Source organism: Verrucomicrobiota bacterium, from assembly GCA_037139415.1.
Taxonomy (GTDB): Bacteria; Verrucomicrobiota; Verrucomicrobiia; order Limisphaerales; family Fontisphaeraceae; genus JBAXGN01.
In genome coordinates this window covers 32,087-52,651 of record JBAXGN010000024.1, presented here as the reverse complement: position 1 = coordinate 52,651, position 20,565 = coordinate 32,087, and the positions used below count along the sequence as shown (strand labels likewise).

The 20,565-nt window shown below is 59.0% G+C and carries 13 protein-coding genes; 12 read left to right on the top strand and 1 reads right to left on the bottom strand.

The window, feature by feature from the left end; genetic code table 11:
• A partial coding sequence (locus WCO56_06350; GenBank protein MEI7729171.1) for a hypothetical protein occupies positions 1-232 on the bottom strand: 232 nt, incomplete at its 3' end.
• Here WCO56_06350 and WCO56_06345 point away from each other — a divergent pair.
• The 12 genes from WCO56_06345 to WCO56_06290 all read left to right on the top strand — a co-directional run bounded on the left by WCO56_06345 (position 219) and on the right by WCO56_06290 (position 20,548).
• Positions 219-986, top strand: a complete 768-nt coding sequence (locus WCO56_06345) for a hypothetical protein (GenBank protein MEI7729170.1) — start codon at positions 219-221, stop codon at positions 984-986. The genes WCO56_06350 and WCO56_06345 overlap by 14 nt on opposite strands.
• 68 nt (positions 987-1,054) lie before the next feature.
• The gene (locus tag WCO56_06340; GenBank protein ID MEI7729169.1) at positions 1,055-2,389 is read left to right on the top strand and encodes a PQQ-binding-like beta-propeller repeat protein; all 1,335 of its coding nucleotides are present in this window, start codon (positions 1,055-1,057) and stop codon (positions 2,387-2,389) included.
• A gap of 5 nt (positions 2,390-2,394) precedes the next feature.
• Complete coding sequence (locus WCO56_06335) at positions 2,395-2,583, top strand: hypothetical protein (GenBank protein ID MEI7729168.1); 189 nt, start codon at positions 2,395-2,397, stop codon at positions 2,581-2,583.
• Positions 2,584-2,602: 19 nt separating this feature from the next.
• Entirely contained in the window at positions 2,603-3,772 is a 1,170-nt protein-coding gene (locus tag WCO56_06330) for a TMEM43 family protein (GenBank protein MEI7729167.1), read from the top strand.
• 54 nt (positions 3,773-3,826) lie between these two features.
• On the top strand, positions 3,827-6,727 hold the full coding sequence (locus tag WCO56_06325; protein ID MEI7729166.1) for a DNRLRE domain-containing protein: 2,901 nt from the start codon (positions 3,827-3,829) through the stop codon (positions 6,725-6,727).
• Positions 6,728-7,149: 422 nt separating this feature from the next.
• The gene (locus WCO56_06320; protein MEI7729165.1) at positions 7,150-9,159 is read left to right on the top strand and encodes an acetylxylan esterase; all 2,010 of its coding nucleotides are present in this window, start codon (positions 7,150-7,152) and stop codon (positions 9,157-9,159) included.
• A gap of 220 nt (positions 9,160-9,379) precedes the next feature.
• A complete protein-coding gene (locus tag WCO56_06315; GenBank protein MEI7729164.1) occupies positions 9,380-11,026 on the top strand; it encodes a sulfatase-like hydrolase/transferase in 1,647 nt (548 codons plus the stop codon).
• A 17-nt stretch (positions 11,027-11,043) separates the two neighbouring features.
• Positions 11,044-13,656, top strand: a complete 2,613-nt coding sequence (locus WCO56_06310; GenBank protein ID MEI7729163.1) for a glycoside hydrolase family 2 protein — start codon at positions 11,044-11,046, stop codon at positions 13,654-13,656.
• Between the two features lie 52 nt (positions 13,657-13,708).
• Positions 13,709-15,175, top strand: a complete 1,467-nt coding sequence (locus tag WCO56_06305; protein MEI7729162.1) for an FAD-dependent oxidoreductase — start codon at positions 13,709-13,711, stop codon at positions 15,173-15,175.
• A 7-nt stretch (positions 15,176-15,182) separates the two neighbouring features.
• Positions 15,183-17,354, top strand: a complete 2,172-nt coding sequence (locus WCO56_06300) for a carbohydrate-binding family 6 protein (GenBank protein MEI7729161.1) — start codon at positions 15,183-15,185, stop codon at positions 17,352-17,354.
• A 33-nt stretch (positions 17,355-17,387) separates the two neighbouring features.
• Entirely contained in the window at positions 17,388-18,962 is a 1,575-nt protein-coding gene (locus WCO56_06295) for a DUF5060 domain-containing protein (GenBank protein ID MEI7729160.1), read from the top strand.
• Complete coding sequence (locus WCO56_06290) at positions 18,959-20,548, top strand: endo-polygalacturonase (protein ID MEI7729159.1); 1,590 nt, start codon at positions 18,959-18,961, stop codon at positions 20,546-20,548. The genes WCO56_06295 and WCO56_06290 overlap by 4 nt, the downstream gene beginning before the upstream one ends.
• Positions 20,549-20,565 lie beyond the last annotated feature (17 nt).

The following is a 20,565-nucleotide window of genomic DNA, read 5'->3' as shown; positions in this document are numbered from 1 at the left end:
GCCAGCCGCCCAAAATCCTGCGCGCCTTAGTCTCAGCTTGAAAGCTCATTGGAATCAACGGAAGAGTTTCTTTGATCCTGCCCTGCGATAAGGGTGTAAAAATGCAGGGGCAGGGTACAAGAAATTGAGCGACCTGAATGATTCGGATTTCAACCCAAACCCTTTGAAAACCAATTCGCCTCACTGGAAACGCGCTTGACCAGAATTTGCGCAGGCGTATGTTTTTAGGCATGAATAACGCGCGACAAGCACTGATCCCTTACCGTAACACGATAAACGCGAGGATGACGCGTGCCAGAAAATCGTTGCTTATCAATCAGACCACGATTCACTTCTTCACACTCTGTCTCGGATTCGTCCTGTGCCTTCCACCGACAAGCCATGCCGCCGACACGATTGTGACGGCCGTCCCTCGCATCGCAGCGCCGCCTGCCGGCAAAGCGCTTATCAACATTCACCAGCACTACCGTACCGGCTTCTTCATGAGAACTCCGATCTTTGATACCAATGGGACGCTCTTGATTGATTTGCCCTCCGGCGGTGAGTTCCAGCTCGTTTGTGAGCCGGGCATGAGAACCTTTCTTACCGAGGTGCCGGGCGGCGGTGCGGTCCAAGTTATGACCGTGGATGCGGCAGCGGACAAAATCTACGACCTGGTCCTCTACAAGCCTAACGCGAGCGGCTTTCTCCCGGCATCTCAGATTCCCCCCGCGATCAAAGCGATGGAAAAAATTGACAAGAGCGAGAAGAACCAGGAGCTGATTCCAGCCCGGAAGGCCGAAGCCATGCGAAAGGTGCTGGATGATCTCGAAGAGCATGGCAAACGCAAGGTGTTCGCCCTGGAGCGAAACGATGCGGTCATTCACTTTGAAGCGGCCAAACAAAAGCACCTTGCCGAGGTTAAACTTGATTTTCTTGGCGGTAAGAAATCCGAGCGGGTGCATCATGTCAGCAAGGAAGATTGCCGCCCGCCTGCCTCCAAATAGCGCGGCCTGAAAACTCAGATGCAACCAGGAAAAACGAGTACGAGTTTGTAAATTTAGCCTCATACTATATGAAGACCAATATTTATGTGAAATGGGTTGGACTCGCGGGTTGTCTGTTGGCGACCGCAGTCATCGGCGAGGATTGGCCCCAGTTCATGGGGCCCCGGCGTGACAGCGTCTGGCACGAATCCGGCGTGGTGACTCAATTCCCCGCTACCGGGTTGCCCATTAAATGGCGCACGCCCATAGCCGGTGGCTATAGCGGTCCGGCGGTAGCCGGCGGCAAGGTTTATGTGATGGATTATGCGAAGCAATCCGGCGAGGCGAAAAATAATTCGTTCAATGTGGATGAGATGGCCGGTGTCGAGCGGGTCCTGTGTTTCGATGCGGCTACCGGCAAGCGGTTGTGGCTGCATGAATATCCGCGGCCGTACAAGATCGCCTATGGCAGCGGGCCGCGCTGTACTCCCACGGTGGAGGGTAATCGGGTGTATGCACTGGGTGCGGAAGGCAACTTTTGGTGTCTGGACGCAGGTTCCGGCCAGGTGGTATGGAGCAAAGATTTCACGAAGGATTACGACGCCAGGACCGCGGTGTGGGGTTACGCCTCGCATCCGCTGATGGTCGGGGACACGGTGATCTGCGCGGTGGGACAGAGCAACGGGGTGTTGGTGGCATTTGACAAAGCAACGGGGCGCGAGCGCTGGCGCGCGTTGCCGGCCTCGACGCCGGGCTATGGCGCGCCCACCTTGATTGAGCATCAGGGCAAGCCGCAGTTATTATTCTGGCATGGCGATTCATTGAACAGCCTGAATCCTGAGCGCGGCACGCTGAACTGGTCCTATCCCTTGAAACCCAGCTACGGCATGGCCATTGCCGCCCCGCGCCAGGACGGGGATTTGCTGTATGTCTCCAGCTACAGCCTCGTGGGCGCGCTGCTCAAGCTCAAGCCGGGCGCGGCCGGCGTGGAACTCGTATGGAAAGGCCAGGCGAAGAATGCCCTCTACAGCGGCACGGCCACGCCGTTCCTGGAAGGGGAGCATATCTACGGCTGCGACGTGGAAACCGGCACCCTGATGTGCATCCGCCGCGAAGATGGCGAACGCGTTTGGCAAACCACAGCCCCGACCACCGGCGAGGGGAAAAAGGGGCGTTACGGCACGGCGTTTTTGGTCAAGCATGAGGATCGCTTTTTCCTCTTCAATGAGTTGGGCGACCTGATGCTCGCCCGGCTTTCACCGAAAGGGTACGAGGAAATCAGCCGGTTCCATGTGCTGGACGCGAGCAACAAGGCCTTTGGCCGCGCGGTGGTGTGGAGTCACCCGGCCTTTGCGAAAAAATGCCTGTTTGCGCGCAACGACCGGGAGCTCGTCTGCGTGGATTTGGCGGCCACCGGGAAATGAGGCGCATGAAGCGCGTTGACAGTGAAATAACTGAAGTGAAATTGTGGAGCAAAGCTAAGGCTATGAAAATTTGTTCACGTGTGGTAATGAGTTTCATTGCCGTCGCTGCGGCCGGTACCCGTTGGGCGCAAAACCCTCAGAGCCTGAAAGGTATTTCCGCAAAGGGGTTCAAGATGAGCATCAGCGCTAACTAAGCTTACGAAAGAGAGAACTATGTCACAAGATACTTTTACTGAATTCAGCGAAGAATCATGGTTTAGCCGGATCAAGAACAGCCTGGTGGGCATTCTTTTCGGCCTCGTGTTAATCCCAATCTGCACCATCGCGCTTTTCTGGAATGAAGGTCGCGCGGTGCGGACGGCTTCCGCTTTGGGCGAGGCGCAGAAACTTGCCGTATCGGTCGCCGCCGACCCGGTGAACCCCGCCAATGAGGGCAAGGTGGTTCACCTAACCGGCCAGGTCGTGACCGACCAGACTTTGGCCGACCCGGAATTCGGTGTGATGGCCAAGGCGCTCAAATTAAAGCGCAATACGGAGATGTATCAATGGGTCGAATCGTCCTCGGAAACCTCATCAAAAAACCTGGGCGGTAGCACCACCAAGGAAAAGACCTACACTTACAAAAAAGAGTGGCGAAGCGAACTGGTGGATTCATCCAAATTTCGCCAGCAGCAAGATCATGTCAACCCCACCAGTATGCGTTATCCCGGACGTGAAACGGTTGCCAGTCCTGTTAACTTGGGCGCGTTTGCACTTTCCAGTTCGCTCTTGGGAAAGGTTCAAAGCTATGCGCCGTTGCCCCTTCCCGCAGCAGATTCCCTGCCGGGCGCGATCAAGGGCCAGGCCAAGCCAGCCGGAGGGTTCCTGTATTTTGGCGCCCGCCCTGATTCCCCCATCGTGGGCGACCAGCGCGTCGCGTTCCAAGTGGTCACGCCCTGTACCGTCAGCCTGGTGTCCAAGCAAGTGGGCAAATCCTTTGAGCCGTTCGTGAGCAAGAATGGCAATAAAGTCGAGATGCTGGTGCCTGGCGAACATGGAGCCGTGGAAATGTTTCAACAAGCCAAGAAAGATAATTCACTGCTCACTTGGATCCTGCGCGGCATCTGCATCGTATTCATGTGGATTGGATTCCTGCTGATTTTCAAGCCCATTCAGGTGCTGGCGGATATCATCCCGTTTCTGGGCAATCTCGTGGGCTTTGGCACCGCGCTGCTGGCCTTGGCATTCGCTTTGCCGTTGTCGTTCATTACCATCGCGGTGGCCTGGATTTGGTACCGGCCCTTGCTGGGCATTGCCTTGCTGGCCGTTGCCGGCGGCGTGGTGTATTGGGTTATAAAAAACCGCAAAGGTAACCTGGCGACCACTCCGCTTGCCTCCCCCTAGCCAGCATCTGCACCGGACAAAGCTCCTCCGCAGATTACGCCACCATAGTCCAAAATGAAAACGACCATCTCCCTCCTTGTCCTCCTGCTGGTGGCCGGGAGACCGCACGCTGCCGAGTATTATGTTGATGCCAAGAATGGTCTGGACAGTAATCAGGGAACTCTGGCGCTCCCGTTTCGGACCATTGCCCGGGCTTCGTCCCAATTGAAGCCCGGCGATACCTGCATCCTGCGGGCAGGAACCTACCGGGAAACCTTGGTGCCGACGGCTTCCGGAGAAGCGGGACGCCCCATCAGCTACAAACCCTACCAACAGGAAAAAGTGATTCTCTCCGCCTTGGACCCGGTAACTGGCTGGCAGCCTGACAAGGATGGCGTTTACAAGGCCACGGCTCCGAAGGGCACACGCGATAGCCTGCTTCTGGTGGATGGGCAACGGGCCATCGAGGCTCGCTGGCCGAAAGCGCAGGGTAGTTTTTTGGAGGCGCTACGAGCCGAGGTCGAAGCGGTGAGCAACAGCGGGGCGGTGGAGAAAGGCATGGATACTATCGCCGATTCTCGCCTGCCCGATCACAAGCCTGCAAACTGGTTGCAGGAAGGCAAGATCTGGTATCTCCAGTGGTACAACGGTTGGTGGGCGGAGAAGGGCAAGATTCGTTCCTTTGATCCGGTTAAGAAAACCATCACGCTCGAAAAAATGATTCTGAGTTCGGACCGCAAACCGAACCCGCACTATAAATTCACCTACGTTGTCTCCGGCACCCGCGCATTGCTGGATGCGGATAACGAGTGGGTCTATGAAGCCAAGACCAAACAGATCTTTTATCGCGCCTCCGGCGGCGTGAATCCGTCCAGCCTCCAGATCGAAGTTTCCTCCCGTCAGTCGGTGGTGGACTTGAGTGGCAAAAAATTCATCGTCATTCAAAATATCGAGGGGCAAGGCGGCAACGTGATGATGAATGAGACAACGACCGACTGCCGGCTCCAGGGGATGAAGTTGCTCTACCAGGAGGGCTCAAAAATGAACGGTAAGCGCAACGAAATTCGCGACAGCGAGCTGGCCTTTTCCAAGAGCAGAGCCATGTTGGTGATCGGGGGAGAACGAAACCGCGTGGTGAACAATTATTTCCACCACCTCTCGGAAGAGGGTTGTGCCATCGCCGTGCTGATGAGTGGTAATGAACAGCTCTTTGCTTATAACACAATGGAGAAGTCTGGCGATCGAATGCTCGGTATTAATACGGTGCATAGCCAGATCGTCCATAACTTCTTCCGGGATGCCTCATTTCTGGCTCGCGACTCCAACTGTCTCGGCGCGGGAATGTCGGACGGGGAAGGCACCGAGATCGCCTACAACCAATGCATGACCGATTACCGCCGGTTGCTTTATATCAATGGCATCTATCTGGATAATGCGGCCGCCGGTTTCATCGTCCATCACAATGTTATCCCTGTCCTCGCCATGAACGAGCCGAAGGTCAATGTGCTGGTGTACAACAACACCATCTACCGCTTCAGCGATTACAACCCCAACCCCGAGGCGGACTTCGACAGTGTCAATGAGAAGTACAAGCGTTCCATGCCCGTCGGGCACGGCGGTGATTATGCCGGGTGCCAGTGGGTGAATAACATCTTCGGTTTTAACGTGACTCCTTTCGCGGGGCAGACCTACGTCGCCAATCTTTCCTCCATTAATCCGGCAGAGGTCTTCAATGACAAGAGTGGCAAACCGATCGACAAGTTGGAAGAGCCATGGAATTACGACTTTACCCTCAAGCCCGGGTCCCCGGCGATTGGGGCCGGAGTGCCGCTGGAAGGAATCACCGAGGGGGCCAAGCCCGATATCGGTGCGTATCCATTCGGAAAACCCGCTTGGCAAGCCGGTTGCGACCTCAAATCGCCTCGGGATATCGCCTTTGTTCGCCCACAGGCTACCTTCTTGAACCTGCTGGTGAACCATGGCTTTGAAGAAAAAGACACTCTGGCCCCGTGGGTCAGTACGGGGACCAAATCGGCGCAGCCTTTCCGCACCAAGGGTGCATGTTGGCACAATCCGGCCAGCGATCCGGCCTTCCGCCTCTTCGGGGCCGCGCAGCTTGGCGCGGGTGCCAATGGGCTAGAACAGACCGTGGCCAACCTGAAGCCCGGATCCGATTATCAATACTGGGCGTGGGTAAAGCCCACCATCAATGCGCAGAAGGTCCAGATCGGCGTGCGCGACGCCGCTGGAAAGGAAACGACCGCCACTTTGGCCAAGGTCACCGGGTGGACCCGGCTTTACCTTCACTTCAAGAACCCCGCAGGCGGTCAAACCGCAACCGTCTTTGTCAAAAAGTTGAGTGATGATCCGGAACATCTCTTTTTCGATGAGGCCTTTTTTAGCCGCGAGTGGATCGTCGAATCAAAAAGCGATCTCCCTCCTGGCGTGATTCGTTTTCCCGCCGTAGAAGATACCTATGTGGATGCCGGCCGGCCGGAACAAGTTTTCGGTTACTCCAAGTATGCCCCCGTGCAGGAATTCGATAAGGACGTCGGGAAACGCGGGCGCCGACCCTTCTTAAAATTCGACCTGTCGTCCCTCAAGGGAAAGACGATCCAGAAAGCCACCTTGCGCTTCAATACAACGGCTGGATCAACCATGCAGTTCGACAAAGTCACTTTCGCGGTGTTGGAAGTGCCGGATGAAACCTGGAGCGCCCGGGGAGAGAAGCCCATCACTTGGAATACGCAGCCCAAGCTGGGCAATCTCATCACCAAGGCACCCTTCCCCAAAGCCGGTTGGGTCGAAATTGATCTGACCGATTACGTCAGGAAACGGCTGGCCGCCAGCGGCATCATCAGCCTTGCGCTTTCGGATGCCCAACGCTCCGGACAATATGTGGGCATCGGCACCAGCCAAATGATGATGAATCCACCGGTTCCGACCGATCCGCCAGTCATTGAGGTGGTCAAATGAAATGACTTGCACGATTGACCCTCACGACTGCTGCTCGTGTCACTGGCCGCGTTGCACGCGCCGAACGTCCCGACAACGATCCCGTTCCGCACGAGAAAACTCCAAGCCACTGCTTTCGGTTGGGAAGTCAGGTTCTTGCCTGCTCGTTGCTGTTCATGGAGGCACGCAAATGGCCTTCCCGCTCGAATATGAGCTCAATTCAAAAAGCAATGCTCCTTTACCGCAACGCGATAAGTGAAAGCATGAAGCGTGCCCAAAAGCAAATTCCGAAAGGGGGTTCGACCATAACAACGCCTCAAAAGAAACCCAATTGCAGCGTAAGCACGAGGCGAAAATGGAACTGTTTCCCAGTGGTTTGGCCATCCACTGCAAAAGGTCCAAACATTGGCAATGACGGAAGCATGAAAACACCCGGAATAATCATGAAACACACCTTTGCAATCTTCGCCACCCTGTTGCTGGTGGCGAATACGGAGAACATTCGGGCCGGGGACTCCCTGCCACCGTTGAAGGATGGCAGGGTGCCAACCAACGTTGCGGAACTGTGGTCGGGTTATGATCCGCGCCATGAACCGCTGGCGGCGGAGGTGCTCAAGGAGTGGGAACAGGACGGCGTCAGCTGTCGGTTGGTCCGCTATCAGGTGGGTGTGTTCAAGGGCGCGCCGGCAAAAGTGGCCGCGTTCTACGCGTTCCCGAAAGGCGGCACCAAGCTGCCCGCCGTCCTCGAGATGCATGGCGGCGGACAGTCGGCGAATCTCGACAGCATGATCGGTTTCGCGAAGCGCGGTTATGCCGGCATGTCGCTCAACTGGGGCGGCAATAAGTTGAACTTTGGACGGTCGAAGGAAACGTATAATGGCCCGCAAACCGACTGGGGCAAACTCGACGCCACGCATCCGCCGCAGCGGAACAAGGCGAATCATTTCGCCGGAGCGCTGACGCCCGATGAGTTCACGCTCGACGGCGTTGAGTCACCGCGGAACAGCAACTGGTACCTTGTGCTGATCGCGGCGCGGCGTGCGCTTACCTTTCTGGAGCAGCAGCCGGAAGTTGATCCCGCGCGGATTGGAGCGTGCGGTCATTCGATGGGCGGCAAACTCACGACTGATCTGGCCGGCATAGACCAACGCGTGAAAGCGGCGGTGCCGTCCTGCGGCGGTTCGGGCAATATTCTGGAAAGCCAGACCGATCTGCCCGGATGCCAAAAATCCAAGCCGCCGCCGCTTGAGTTCGCCTGCATTTCCGATAACGCGTACATTCCGCGCATCACATGTCCGGTGCTTTGGCTTTCCCCCGCGAACGATTTCCACGCGCACATTGATAACATGGCGTGGAACTGGCGCAACGTGACCGACGACATCCTGCGCTTCAGCATCGCGCCGCACCTGAACCATCGCCACACCGAAGCGCACGCGATCACGCAGCCGCTCTGGTTCGAGCAGCATTTGAAGGGCGCGTTCACGATGCCGCAGACACCGAAGATTGAATTGAACCTCAAGACCGCGGACGGCGTGCCGATCGTCACCGTTGCCCCGGACGAAACGATGCCGGTCAAACGCGTGGACATTTATTACTCAATTGATCCGCACGAATTGACACGCTTCTGGCGCGACGCAATGGCGAAGAAAGACGGCAGCCAATGGAAAGCCGCCTGCCCCATTCTAAGCGTTGCCCAACCGATCTTCACCTATGCGAATGTGATCTATGACACGCCCGCGCAGTACCGGAATATCGCCCAGTCGCCCGGCCACGAAAATAGCGACGCGTTCGCCATCAGCTCCCGCGTGCTCTCCTCATCGCCGGCGCAGTTGCAGGCTGCCGGCGTGAAGGCGACGGACAGGCCGGAGCGGATGATTGACGATGGTTCCCGCGGTTGGCACGACTGGTATCGTTTAAACTGGGGACATCCTCCGCTCTGGTCCGCTTATACGCGAAAGGTGAAGGATCCGAAATGGCGTGGGCCGGATGGCGCGAAACTGCTGTTCGAAATCAAAACCCAAACCGACAACGCGCTCGTCGTGAAATTCATCAGCAACGAGTGGGGCGTCTTTGCACCCGGCAAACCGGCCCTCGATTACACGGTGGTCAAGGAACTGAAAGGCTCGCCCGATTGGCAGACTGTTGCCGTCAGTCTGAACGAGCTGATGGCCACCGATCCGAAAATCACCGCGCCGCTGGCCAACTGGCAGACCGTTGCCGAATTCAACCTCAGCCCCAACGGCGAAACCGTCAAAGACGGAAAGAAAGTGAACGTGAACGCCAGACCATGGCAGGGACCGCGTGACATCCGCAATCTCCGCTGGGAAGGCGGCGAATATCCGGCCCAACTCGTCGCGCCCTCCGCACTGAGCGCCGATGAACATCAGAAGCACTTCAACGACGCGATCAAGAAATCCCTCGAACAGGAAAAGCAAGACGCCAAAGGCAGATGAGCGCGGCGCCAGCAAATAACGTTTCGGCGACAGCGCGAGCCTCTTCGCCAACGGCGGCGGCACGCGTTGTTTGCTTACAAATTTGCCAAACGGTAAGGGCTGCCAGTTTCCAAGTTAAACTGGTACGCTATCATGGTTCAGAAAATAATTGTCCAATTCCACAGAGTAAGCGACATTACCATTCATACAACAGTGAAATTGAAACTGGCCATACGAATCAATGAGTGAGGCAAACCACCAGGTTGATGGCGAGGAATTTACCCGCCTCCTGCTGCAAAACCAGAAACGCATCTGGGGGCTCATCCTGGCATTGTTCCTCGCGTGTCTCCCAGCCACCCCAGCGTCTAAGCGCCCGGTTAACCTGCTCTTCATCATGACGGACCAGCAACGCTGGGATGCCATGAGTTGCGCCGGGAACCCGATCATTAAAACCCCAAACATGGATCGGTTGGCTCGCGAGGGTGCACGGTTCACCAGCTTCTATTCGTCGTGTCCGGTTTGCACCCCGGCGCGGACGGTTATCCTCACCGGGCACAGCATTGAATCCAATCACGTCCTCAACAACACGGATGCGGGCCGTACGGATGCACCGCCGTTTCCGTCCTTTGACCAAGTCCTGTTGCGCAACGGCTACCGGGGCGAGTATCACGGCAAGTATCACAGCCCCTACCAACTCACGCTCGACTACACCCAGCCCGTTCGGTGGCTGAATGGCAAACAGCGACCGGCCAGCAGCAAGGCCGAGACTTCCGAAAGTGATGCGTTCTTCAAGTTTGTCGAACAGAACGCGCCGCGCCGCGCCGTGCAAGCCGGGCAGTTGGCCAGCCGACACGGCACCTATACGCCGATCCCGCTCGACGAGAATTTTGGAAAAACACCCGTTGGCAAACCCTCGCAAGCAGGAATGTATGGCCGGCTTGATGTGCCCGCCGCTGTCAGTCACACCGCGTTTACGGCTCAGGAAGGTCTGGCTGCTCTGGACCGGCTTAAGGACGGACCGTTCACGCTCACCGTATCGCTCGATCCGCCCCACCCGCCCATGCTGGTCTCCGAGCCCTACTACAGCATGTATCCACCCGCCAGCATCCCGGTGCCCGGCAGCCTTAACGATCCCCGCGACAACTCGCCCTACTTCGCGCAGAAGCAAGGCGAGTCGGATTCCTATCGCAATCCGGCCAACATCCGCCAAATGACCTCCATCTACTACGGGATGGTCACCGAGGTGGATGATTGGGTGGGTAAGCTTCTGAATCGGCTGGACGAACTGGGACTTGCCAAAGACACCCTGGTCATCTTTACCAGCGACCACGGTGAAATGCTCGGTGATCATGGCTTGCACAGCAAAATGGTTTTCTACGAAGGCTCAGCGCACGTGCCGTTGTTGCTGCGGTTGCCCGGCGTTATCCCCGCCAGCACCGTGGTCCCAGCCCCCGCCTCACAGCTCGATCTCTTCGCGACGATCCTCGATTACTGCGGCCAGCCGGGGCATGCGTCCGAAGGCCGCAGCTTGCGCCCGCTGGTGGAAGGCAAGGAAAGCGGCCAGGGACGGGTGGCGGTCTCGGAATGGCCCAGCCAGGCCGTTCCCGGCTTCATGCTTTTCGATGGCCGTTGGAAACTGATGTTCGGCCGTTCGACCGCCGCACCGTCTTTGGACGCCCTCTACGACCTGAAGACCGACCCGCACGAGTTGAACAACCTCATCGGCCGCAATCCTGACAAGGAGCAATACCGCGCCGAAGCAGGGCGGATGAAGGGGTTGCTCATCGAATGGCTGACCCGTGTGAAGTCCCCCCACCTCGACGCTGTGCGCAACCGCCCACTTCTCGCCGCTAGCCAGCTTCCGAAGAAGGTTCTTAAACAAAAGTAGCCTCGGCCCGATCATCAATGAAAAGCGACAACCCAATCCAAGAGAACCTGACCCGCCGGCAATTCCTTGCGCAAGCAGCCATCGTCAGCGGCGCGCTCGCGACGCCTGTAAACTTGTCCAGCCAGACGGAACCAGCGGCTTCCAATGAAGTGGTTGCAGCGACCGAACTGTTGCAGGGTTGGAGCCTCAAAGGCTTCGAGCCGCGCGCCGAGGCGACCGCCGCGCTCTTGAACGAGGCAGAACGGGCGGCGGTTGCCGATGGCTGGCTGCCGGTTGCGGCCCTGCCGGCCATGGTGCCGGACGTTCTCCTGGCCCACGCGAAAATCGAACCACCCTGGCTGCCGGGCGGAACGGAGAAATGTTTCTGGATGGGGCAAAGGGACTGGGTGTATGCGCTGAAGTTTTCGGCGCGACCGGGGCGCGCGAGCCGGCTTCGGTTTCTGGGACTCGATGGTCGGGCGGAGGTTTATCTCAACGGCAACCGCCTCGCGTCGCACTCGGAGGAGCACGCGCCGCTCACCGTCGAAGTCAGCCAGGCGCTGCGTCCGGAAAACTCGCTGGTGCTCCGTTTTCGTTCCAACGCGGGCAGGTCTGAAGAAGGTGTGCCTGAGATAGGTCGCCAGCGCCCCGGCGGCAGTTATCTGGGCCCGAATCCGCCGCTGGCTTCGGTCGGAATCTTCGACCATGTGTGGCTGGAAACTTCCGATGGCAATACGCTGGACGAGGCGGTGGCCGGTGTATCGCTGGACGAGTCGTTGAGCACGGGAACTTTGACCGTTGATGCGTCGGGCAACGCACGGTTGCCGTCGGTCAGCGTGCGCGTGCGGCTGTTCGATCCCGAAGGCAAACCGGTGGCGGAATCAATCACTTCGGCGGAGACAACCGCAGGGAGCTTTAACTGCCGCTGCGTCGTAAAGCTGGATCGCCCGCAGTTGTGGTGGCCGCGTGGCTATGGCCGTCAGCCGCTGTATCGGGCGCAGGTTACGCTGCTGGCTGGAGACCGCCCGCAGCAGACGCGGCATCGGACCATTGGCTTTCGCCGGTTGACCATGCCGGAGCCCTTGCACTTTGTGGTCAATGGTGTGCCGGTGCTGCTTCGCGGCGGCGACTGGGTGACGCCCAACCTGATGAGCCGTGTGTGGGATCAAGCCCGCACAGAGAAGCTCTTTGCCCTTGCGGAGAATGCCAACTTCAACGCGTTCCGCATCTGGGGCCAGGTCATGGCGCCGCACGACAACTTTTACGAAATGGCGGATGCCCGGGGATTTCTGCTGTGGCAGGACTTCGCCCAGTTGCCCTTGAAGCCGGATGAAGCGAGTCGGGCTCGTTCCCGCGAGAAGGCGACGCGTCAGCTCAAACGTCTCAAGCATCATGCTTCCATCCTCTGCTGGTGCGGGTGCAACGAAGCCGCGATGTGGGCGCACGAGGATTACAACAAGGACTTTACGGATCACGGTCCCTGGCCCGGTTTGGCGGCGGCGGAAGAGGTCGGGGCGATTTGCCGGCAGTTCGATCCCGAGCGTTACTACCAGCCCAGTTCGCCCTATGGCGGAGTGAACGCCAACGATCCGCGCGAGGGAAATACGCATGGTTACACCAACATGTGGTTTGTGCCCGGCTACGATTACCTGAATTTCGCCAGCGAAGACACCCGGATTGCCGCGCCCGTGCTGCACAGCTTAAAGCGGTTCATGAAGCCCGAGCATCTCTGGCCGGAGGGTTATTCCACGCTCTATCTTCACGGCAACCGCCATCCCTTCCCCAAGACCTGGCTGCCCTACACGTGTGCGGAAAGCTGGAAGAAGACCGGGCCGGTCGAGCAATTCTACGACGCCACCGATCTCGCCGGGTTGGTTTACCGGCTCGGCATGGCGGAGGGACTGTATTACCAGGACACCGTCGAGCGCCAGCGGCGAGGCCGTCCGGCGGAGGAAGCATCCGACCGCCGTTGTTGTGGCGGTTACATTGTATGGAAATACAACGACTCCTGGCCTCAGGTTTACAGTGCGAAGGTGGACTTCTTTCTCGAGCCCTACCACGCCTATTACGCGCTGCGTCGCGCCTACGCCGCAGTGCTGTTGTCTTTCGACATCGGCACGTTCATTCACTTGTGGGCGGTCAACGACAGCACCGAAACGGTCAGCGGCACAGTCAGAATTCAGCTTTACCATCTCGAGCAAAACAAATTTCGCAAAGAGATCGTGCGCGAAGTGACCGTGGCCCCGGGCAAGTCCGCCGTCGTCGTGCGGTTGGACCAGGCCGGCATCCGTGCCTTTCGCAAGGAGCACATCCTGTTCGCCACGCTATCGGACCAGTCAGGGAAGGTGCTGGCGCGTGCCAACGCCTTTGCCGACATCGAGCGCCGCCTGGTGTTTCCCGAGGCGAAGCTGAACGTGCAAGTGCAGAACGGAGTACTGGTGATCACCACCGACAAATTCGCCCGCGCGGTACACTTGGAAGGCGACGCGGGCGGCAATCCCTTCGGTTGGTTCTTTGAGGACAACTATTTCGACTTGCTACCTGGCGAAACCAAGACCGTGCGCATCCTGGGCCGGCATCCGCAGGGGCGGATTATTGCCCGGGCCTGGTATTCGCCGCAGGCGACGGCAGTTGACTGGAAAAAGACCTAATGCTTGACACGAGCAAGTGAACCGAACTCAATATTAATCACAGGAAAAAATTATGAATCGCCGAGAGTTTTCAAAACGAATTACCCTGCTGGGTGCGGGACTTCCAGCCGGGTTGGCTGCGGGCCAGCCGGCAGAACGGAAAAAACCACTGGAAGGCTGGTACGAGGAACCTGCCAGGCAACTGCCCATCCGCAAGTTCGATGTCGTCGTCGCGGGCGGCGGCACGGCCGGCGTGGTAACGGCCATCGCGGCGGCGCGGCAAGGCGCGAAAACGATGCTGATCGAGCGCAAAGGCTATCCGGGCGGAACCGTCGTGGAAGGCGGCACCGCGCTGCACAGCTATTTCAATTTATGGAAAGCCTTTCCCGGCGTGGCCAGGAAGCAGGTGGTCCAGGGTATTCCCCAGGAAATCGTGGATCGCCTGGCCAAAGTCGGCGGCACCTCGGGCCATGCCGAAATGGTTTCCGGCTACAATTACGATTCAGTCTGCACCGCCATTGATACGGAACTCTACAAACTGGTCACGTTTGAGATGCTGGTGGAAGCCGGCGTCTCCGTGGCCGTCAACACGCTGCTCGCAGGCGCCATCACGGAGGGTTCGCGGCTTAAGGGTGTGATCGCAGAAAGCCGGGCCGGTCGGGAGGCGATCATGGCGAAGTCCTTCGTGGATTGCACCGGCTACGGTGACCTCGCGGCCTTTGCCGGTGCCAAATACACCGAGCCGAACGACTATCCCGTGGTGAACAGCATGGGGGTGGGCGGCGTGAACGTTGCCCGGTTCCACGACTATCTTGAATCCCAGGGCGCGGTGACGCAGTTGGCCCGCGGATGGCGTGGCGGCAAGGAAGGCCAGATTGTCCGTGTGCAAAGCAATTCGAAGGGACTGCCCAAGGAGTTCCACGAGGAGGCGCGCAAGATCATGCTTGCCATGGTTACCACCACCGTCCACGACGACTATTTCATGTTCATCAAGATGGGGTTCAAAATGCCCGTCAGTCCAACGAACCGGGACGCCGTCTCGCAAGCCGAGTTGGAGTTGCGAAAACGCCAGGCCAAGGCGATTGAGCTGTTCAGAAAGTATGTCCCCGGCTGTGAGAAGGCCTTCATTGCACGCACCAGCCCGTCGCTGAACATCCGGCGGGCGCGGGTCATTGCCTGCGACTACGACCTCACGCGCGCCGACGTGCTGGAAGGGAAACACTTCGACGACGACATCATGGCCTACGGATTTCACGACAACGCGCCGCGTTTGCAGATCAAGAACGGCGGCACTTATGGCATCCCCTACAAAGCGTTGCGGGTGGCCGGCCTGGAAAACCTCCTGGCGGCGGGCATGTTAATCACGTCCAACCATGATGCCCACATGTCCACGCGCAACACGGTTTGTTGCATGGGCCAGGGCCAGGCCGCCGGCACCGCCGCCGCCCTGTGCGCGGCCAAATCCTGCGGCACGCGTGACCTGGCTTATCCCATCCTGCGGGATGCCCTGTTAAAGGCCGGTGTCCATTTGGAAAGCTAATTAACCTATGAACTCTATTCGCTCCCTGCCGGCTTTCTTCTCGCTGCTGTGCGTTGCTTCGGCCCACGCGGCGATCACCATCATGCCGACCGATTCGGCTCCGCTCCAGTTCGCCGCCGCCGAGGTTCAGCGCGCTGTGCAAGCCAGCGGTTCATCCGTGCCCAACGTGACCCTCCGGGTCGAGCCCGGGGTGCCGCAAGCGTATCGCATCGAGCGCGAAGGCGCGGCGGTGCGCGTCGTCGGTGGGGATGCGATTGGCGCGATGTATGGCGGACTGGACGTGGCCGAGGCGATCCGCACCGGTTCGTTGGATTTGTTGAAGGACTCTATCCACACGCCGCACATCGCCCAGCGCGGCATCAAGCTAAACATCCCGCTCGACCTGCGCACGCCGAGCTACACCGACCCCTCCGATGCCGCGCAGGCGAACATCCCCGAGATGTGGAGCATGGATTTTTGGCGCGAGCTGTTCGACGACATGGCGCGGCATCGCTACAACGTCATCTCGCTGTGGTCGCTCAATCCCTTCCCCAGCATCGTGAAGGTGCCGGAGTTTCCGCACGTCGCGCTGGATGATGTCTGGCGCACCACGGTGAAGCTGGACGAGAACTTCAGCGGCAATGGCAACAACTTCGTGCGCCCGGAGATGCTCGCCAACCATGAGGTCGTCAAGCAGATCACCATCGACGAGAAGATTCAGTTTTGGCGCGACGTCATGCAACTGGCGCAGGACCGCGGCGTGGACGTGTATTGGTTCACGTGGAACGTCTTTCTCAACGGTGCGGAAGGCCAAGACGGGATCACCAGCGCTAAAGCCGCGCCCCGCACGATCGAATATTTTCGCGCCAGCGTCCGGGAAACCATCAAGACCTATCCGCTGCTCGCCGGCTTCGGCATCACGGCCGGCGAAGGCATGCCGCTCAATGAATTCAAAGGCCTCTCCAAGGAGCAGTGGCTCTGGCAAACCTACGGCGAAGGCATTCGCGATGGACTGAAAGAAACCCCCAACCGGAAATTCCGGCTCATCCATCGCTTCCACATGACGGCCTTGGGCGAGATTCAGAAGGAGTTCGCCGCACTGCCCTGCAAGCTGGACCTCAGCTTCAAATACGCCATCGCCCACATGTATTCCGTGCCCAATCCGAGCATGATCCAACCGGTACTGCCGCTACTCAGTCCCGAACTTCGTTGCTGGCTCACGGTGCGCAACGACGACATCTACAGCTTCCGGTGGGCGGATGTGCATTACGCCCGCGCCTTCATCAAGGCGATCCCCGGCGAAGACAAGATCGCCGGCTTCTACATGGGCCCCGACGGCTACCTTTGGGGCCGGGACTTCCTCTCCAAGGACGCCGGCACGCCGCGCCAGACCGTCATGCAAAAACAGTGGCTCTCGTTCGCGCTCTGGGGGCGCCTCGCCTACGAACCCGACCTGCTGGCCGCCACCTTCGACCGCCTCACCGCCGCCCGTTTCCCCGGAGCCGACATTCTCCAACTCACCGCCGCGTGGGCCGCGGCCTCCAAGACGTTTCCCTACATCACGCGGTTCTTTTGGGGCGACATTGATTTGAAGTGGTTTCCCGAAGCCTGCCGGCGCAAGAGCGGTTTCTACACCGTGCGCGATTTTGTCGAAGGCGGTACGATGCCCGGCGCCGGTGTACTCAACATCATCGAGTGGCGCTCCGGCCTGCTCGCGAAGCAGAAGCCGGAGGGCGTGACCCCGCTCGAAATCGCCGCGACCCTGGACGCCAACGCCGCCCAGGCGCTCCACGCCCTGCCATCACTCCAGCGCGCCGCCGTCACTCCCGCCGACAGCGCCAAGGAATACGCCGCCACGCTCGGCGACATCGAAGCCATGGCGCATCTCGGACTATACTACGCCGCGAAGATTCGCGGCGCGTGCGACCTCGCGCTGTTCGATAAATCTGGCGACGCCCAGCAACAAGCTTCCGCCATCGAGCATCTCGAAGCCGCGCTGAACCATTGGAAAAACTACGCCGCCGCCTACACGCGCCAATATGTTCAACCCGTGCTCTACAACCGCGCCGGCGTGGTGGACATCCCCGGGCAAACCGCGGATGTCGCGGCCGATGTACAACTGGCGCGCACCTGGAAGCCCGGCACGATCGCCGAACACAAGATCAAGCGCTCCCGCACCGAGTCAGGATTCAAAAAATAGGGAATGATCCAGCAACCCCATCATTCAGACACCATGAAAACCCAACTCCTCCGCACGGTTCTCTTCGCCGGCACCACGTGCCTGCTGACGCCGCTGGCTCCGCTGCACGCCGTGGAACACGTTGCCGTTCCGCGTTGGCAGCCGCACGACTTCGCCTTCAAAGCCAACACCAAAACACCAAACCCGTTCCTGGTTGCGTTCAGTGCCGAGGCGAAAGGCCTGGATGGGAATTCATACACCCTCCCTGGTTTCTTTGATGGCGACGGTACGTGGAAAATCCGCGTGACGCCGACCGTCGAAGGCGCCTGGTCGCTCGTGACCAAATCCGACCTGAAGGAACTGGATGGTCAGACCACCGCGTTCACCTGCCTGGTGAATCCGAGTCCGCAAGCTCACGGCCGGCTGCGCGTGGACAAAGAGCACCCGCATCACTTCGTCTTCGAGGACGGCGCGCGCTTTTTCATGCAGGGTTACGAATACGACTGGCTCTGGGCACTGGACCTGGACAAACCCGGCGTGCCCACGGTGGAAAAGTCGCTCGATATCCTCGTTCGTCACGGGTTCAACTACGTGATCCTCAATTCCTATGCGCACGACACTAGGTGGCGCGCGGGAAAGACCGGCCCCGATGATTACGGCCCGGCGCTCCTTTATCCTTGGGAAGGCACGAACGAGCAGCCCGACCAAAACCGGATGAATCTGGCCTACTGGCAGCATTACGACCGCGTGATCGCGGCGATGAACGAGCGCGGCATCCAGGCGCACATGCTGATCAAGGTGTACAACAAGCAGGTGAAATGGCCGGCGCGCGGCAGCGCCGAGGAGAAGCTGTTCTTCCGTTGGCTCGTCGCACGTTATGGCGCGTATCCGAATATCATCTGGGATTTCTCCAAGGAGGCTCACAACGAGAAAGACCTCGCCTATAAGCAGGGCGTGTTGAAATTCTTCCGTGAAACCGATCCGTATCACCACCTCACAACCGTCCACGACGACGACCAGGCCAACGACAACGGCGCGTACGACGAACTGACGGATTTTCGCGCTGATCAGCAGCATGGAAAATTCCATGAAACCATTCTGCGCCAGCGGGAGCGTCGCGCCTGGCCGATTGCGAATGTGGAATCCGATTACGAATGTGGCCCGGGCGGTTTGAACGACAAAACCTACGGCAAGGTGATGACTCCGGAACAAACCGTGAGTACGCTGTGGGGAATCCAGATGGCCGGCGGCTACACCGCCTACTATTACACCTATACCGCGTGGGATGTGATCCGCCCGCTCGACGTGCCGCCGGGCTACGCCTTCATGAAACACTTTGGCGCCTTCTGGCGCGCGACCGAGTATTGGAAACTCGCGCCGTTGGACAACCTGGTAAATAGCGGTTATTGCCTGGCGCAACCGGGTCGCGAATACGTCGTGTTCCAAAAAACGGCGCAGCCGTTCACGCTGGTAATCACCAGCGTGAAATTGCCGCTCCAAGCCACGTGGTTCCATCCGCACACCGGCAACCGCACCACTGCCGGCTCCTTCACCAACGGCACCGCGACCTTTACGCCGCCCGCCGACTGGGGCAGCGCGCCGCTCGTGCTACATCTCCGAGCGCCATGAAACACCCATTCATCCTCACCCTCTCCGCCCTGCTGCTCGCGCCACTGGCCGCGCTGTCCGCCGACGACGAGTTGGTTGTCTATCCGCCCGTGCCAGGGCTCGCAGCCTCGGAGCATTACAAAGTGCGTGTGCGCTCTGCCAGCGATGGCAGCGAGTGGCGGAGCGCCTTCGCTTGGGAGACCGTCTGCAAGACCATCGAAAAGAAGACGGACGCCTACTTCGACACGTTGGCGGGCTGGACACACGCCTACGTGAACTTTGAAACCGCCGGTGCGGTGGAGATCGAAATTGCCCGCGTCAACGGCCAGCCGATTCACTCCGCAGCAGTGCATCCGCAACGCAAAGCGTCCGTGTGTTCCGTGAAAGACGGCAAGGTTCTCGTCAGACTTGATAAACCCTGCCTCGTCGCCGTGGATATTGATGGCCAGATGGACGGGCAGGACACGGGCAAGGGCTACAAAGGACCGCCTATCCATACCATCTCCCTCTTTGCCAACCCGCCTTTGGTCGGCAAACCCAAGCCGAATGATCCTGGCGTGTTGACCGTGAAACCCGGCGATACTCCGCCATCCGACGGGCCCTGGACCACGCTCTATTTCCTCCCCGGCGTTCACGATGTTGGGCTGGCTTTCCCGCTTCATGCCAATCGCCAATATTACATCCCCGGAGACGCGATAGTTTACGGCACACTCTCCAACCGAAAATGGGGCGACGGTCATCACATCCGCATCTTCGGCCTCGGCACCTTGTCGGGATCTCGGCTGAAGCATCCCAAGTATGTTGCGCCAGCCGTTTCAGACAAGGACCACGGGCGCTACCGTCCGATTGAGGTAATTGGCACCACCGACACCCGTGTGGAAGGCATCACTATCGCCGACTCGGCTACTCACTCGCTCATGCTGGTGAGCCCCTACCAAGCGGATCATCCCAACGCGGTCCAGTGGACCAAGATCTTCACCTGGCGCGCCAATGGCGACGGGATCAATCCCTTCGGGAATACGCTGATCGAGGACTGCTTCCTCCGCACCCAGGATGATTCGCTCTATGTAAACGGCCTGGGCATTCGCCGCACCGTGCTGTGGAATGACGCCAACGGTTCGTCGTTCGTCCTGAGCGCCCTGCCGCAGCTAGCTGACCGCCAGTTGGTGGTGGAAGATTGCGATGTGATCTATGCGCGGGCCAAATGGGAGAAATGGAGCGGCGGTCGGGTTTTTAACATGCGCGGGGAAGGCGGCCGCGCCGCTGGTGCCGGGGTGGTCTTTCGCAACATCAACATCGAGGATCCCAGACCGACGCTGCAGCAGTTCTTTATCTGCATGACCATGCCCGAACCCTATTCGAAACACGCGGCAAAGCGCGCCGCCGGAGACTTGTCGGGCATCCTCTTCCAGAACCTATCCATCGCCGCGCCCAGCGTTCTGGGTGAACCCCAAATCCTCTGGGGCCAGGCCGACGCGCGCATCCGCAACCTCACCTTCGAGAACCTCACGCTCGCTGGGAAACCAGTGCGCGACTCACAGTTTTTCAAAACGAACGAGTTCGTTGACGGGCTCATCTTTGCACCAAACACCGGTTCCAAGCCGTGAATGCGGCAATAAATTTA

Excerpts from the sequence above, each read along its gene's own strand:
- WCO56_06345 (MEI7729170.1), top strand. The coding sequence starts at position 219 with ATGTTTTTAGGCATGAATAACGCGCGACAAGCACTGATCCCTTACCGT.
- WCO56_06340 (MEI7729169.1), top strand. The coding sequence starts at position 1,055 with ATGAAGACCAATATTTATGTGAAATGGGTTGGACTCGCGGGTTGTCTG.
- WCO56_06335 (MEI7729168.1), top strand. The coding sequence starts at position 2,395 with ATGAAGCGCGTTGACAGTGAAATAACTGAAGTGAAATTGTGGAGCAAA.
- WCO56_06330 (MEI7729167.1), top strand. The coding sequence starts at position 2,603 with ATGTCACAAGATACTTTTACTGAATTCAGCGAAGAATCATGGTTTAGC.
- WCO56_06325 (MEI7729166.1), top strand. The coding sequence starts at position 3,827 with ATGAAAACGACCATCTCCCTCCTTGTCCTCCTGCTGGTGGCCGGGAGA.
- WCO56_06320 (MEI7729165.1), top strand. The coding sequence starts at position 7,150 with ATGAAACACACCTTTGCAATCTTCGCCACCCTGTTGCTGGTGGCGAAT.
- WCO56_06315 (MEI7729164.1), top strand. The coding sequence starts at position 9,380 with ATGAGTGAGGCAAACCACCAGGTTGATGGCGAGGAATTTACCCGCCTC.
- WCO56_06310 (MEI7729163.1), top strand. The coding sequence starts at position 11,044 with ATGAAAAGCGACAACCCAATCCAAGAGAACCTGACCCGCCGGCAATTC.
- WCO56_06305 (MEI7729162.1), top strand. The coding sequence starts at position 13,709 with ATGAATCGCCGAGAGTTTTCAAAACGAATTACCCTGCTGGGTGCGGGA.
- WCO56_06300 (MEI7729161.1), top strand. The coding sequence starts at position 15,183 with ATGAACTCTATTCGCTCCCTGCCGGCTTTCTTCTCGCTGCTGTGCGTT.
- WCO56_06295 (MEI7729160.1), top strand. The coding sequence starts at position 17,388 with ATGAAAACCCAACTCCTCCGCACGGTTCTCTTCGCCGGCACCACGTGC.
- WCO56_06290 (MEI7729159.1), top strand. The coding sequence starts at position 18,959 with ATGAAACACCCATTCATCCTCACCCTCTCCGCCCTGCTGCTCGCGCCA.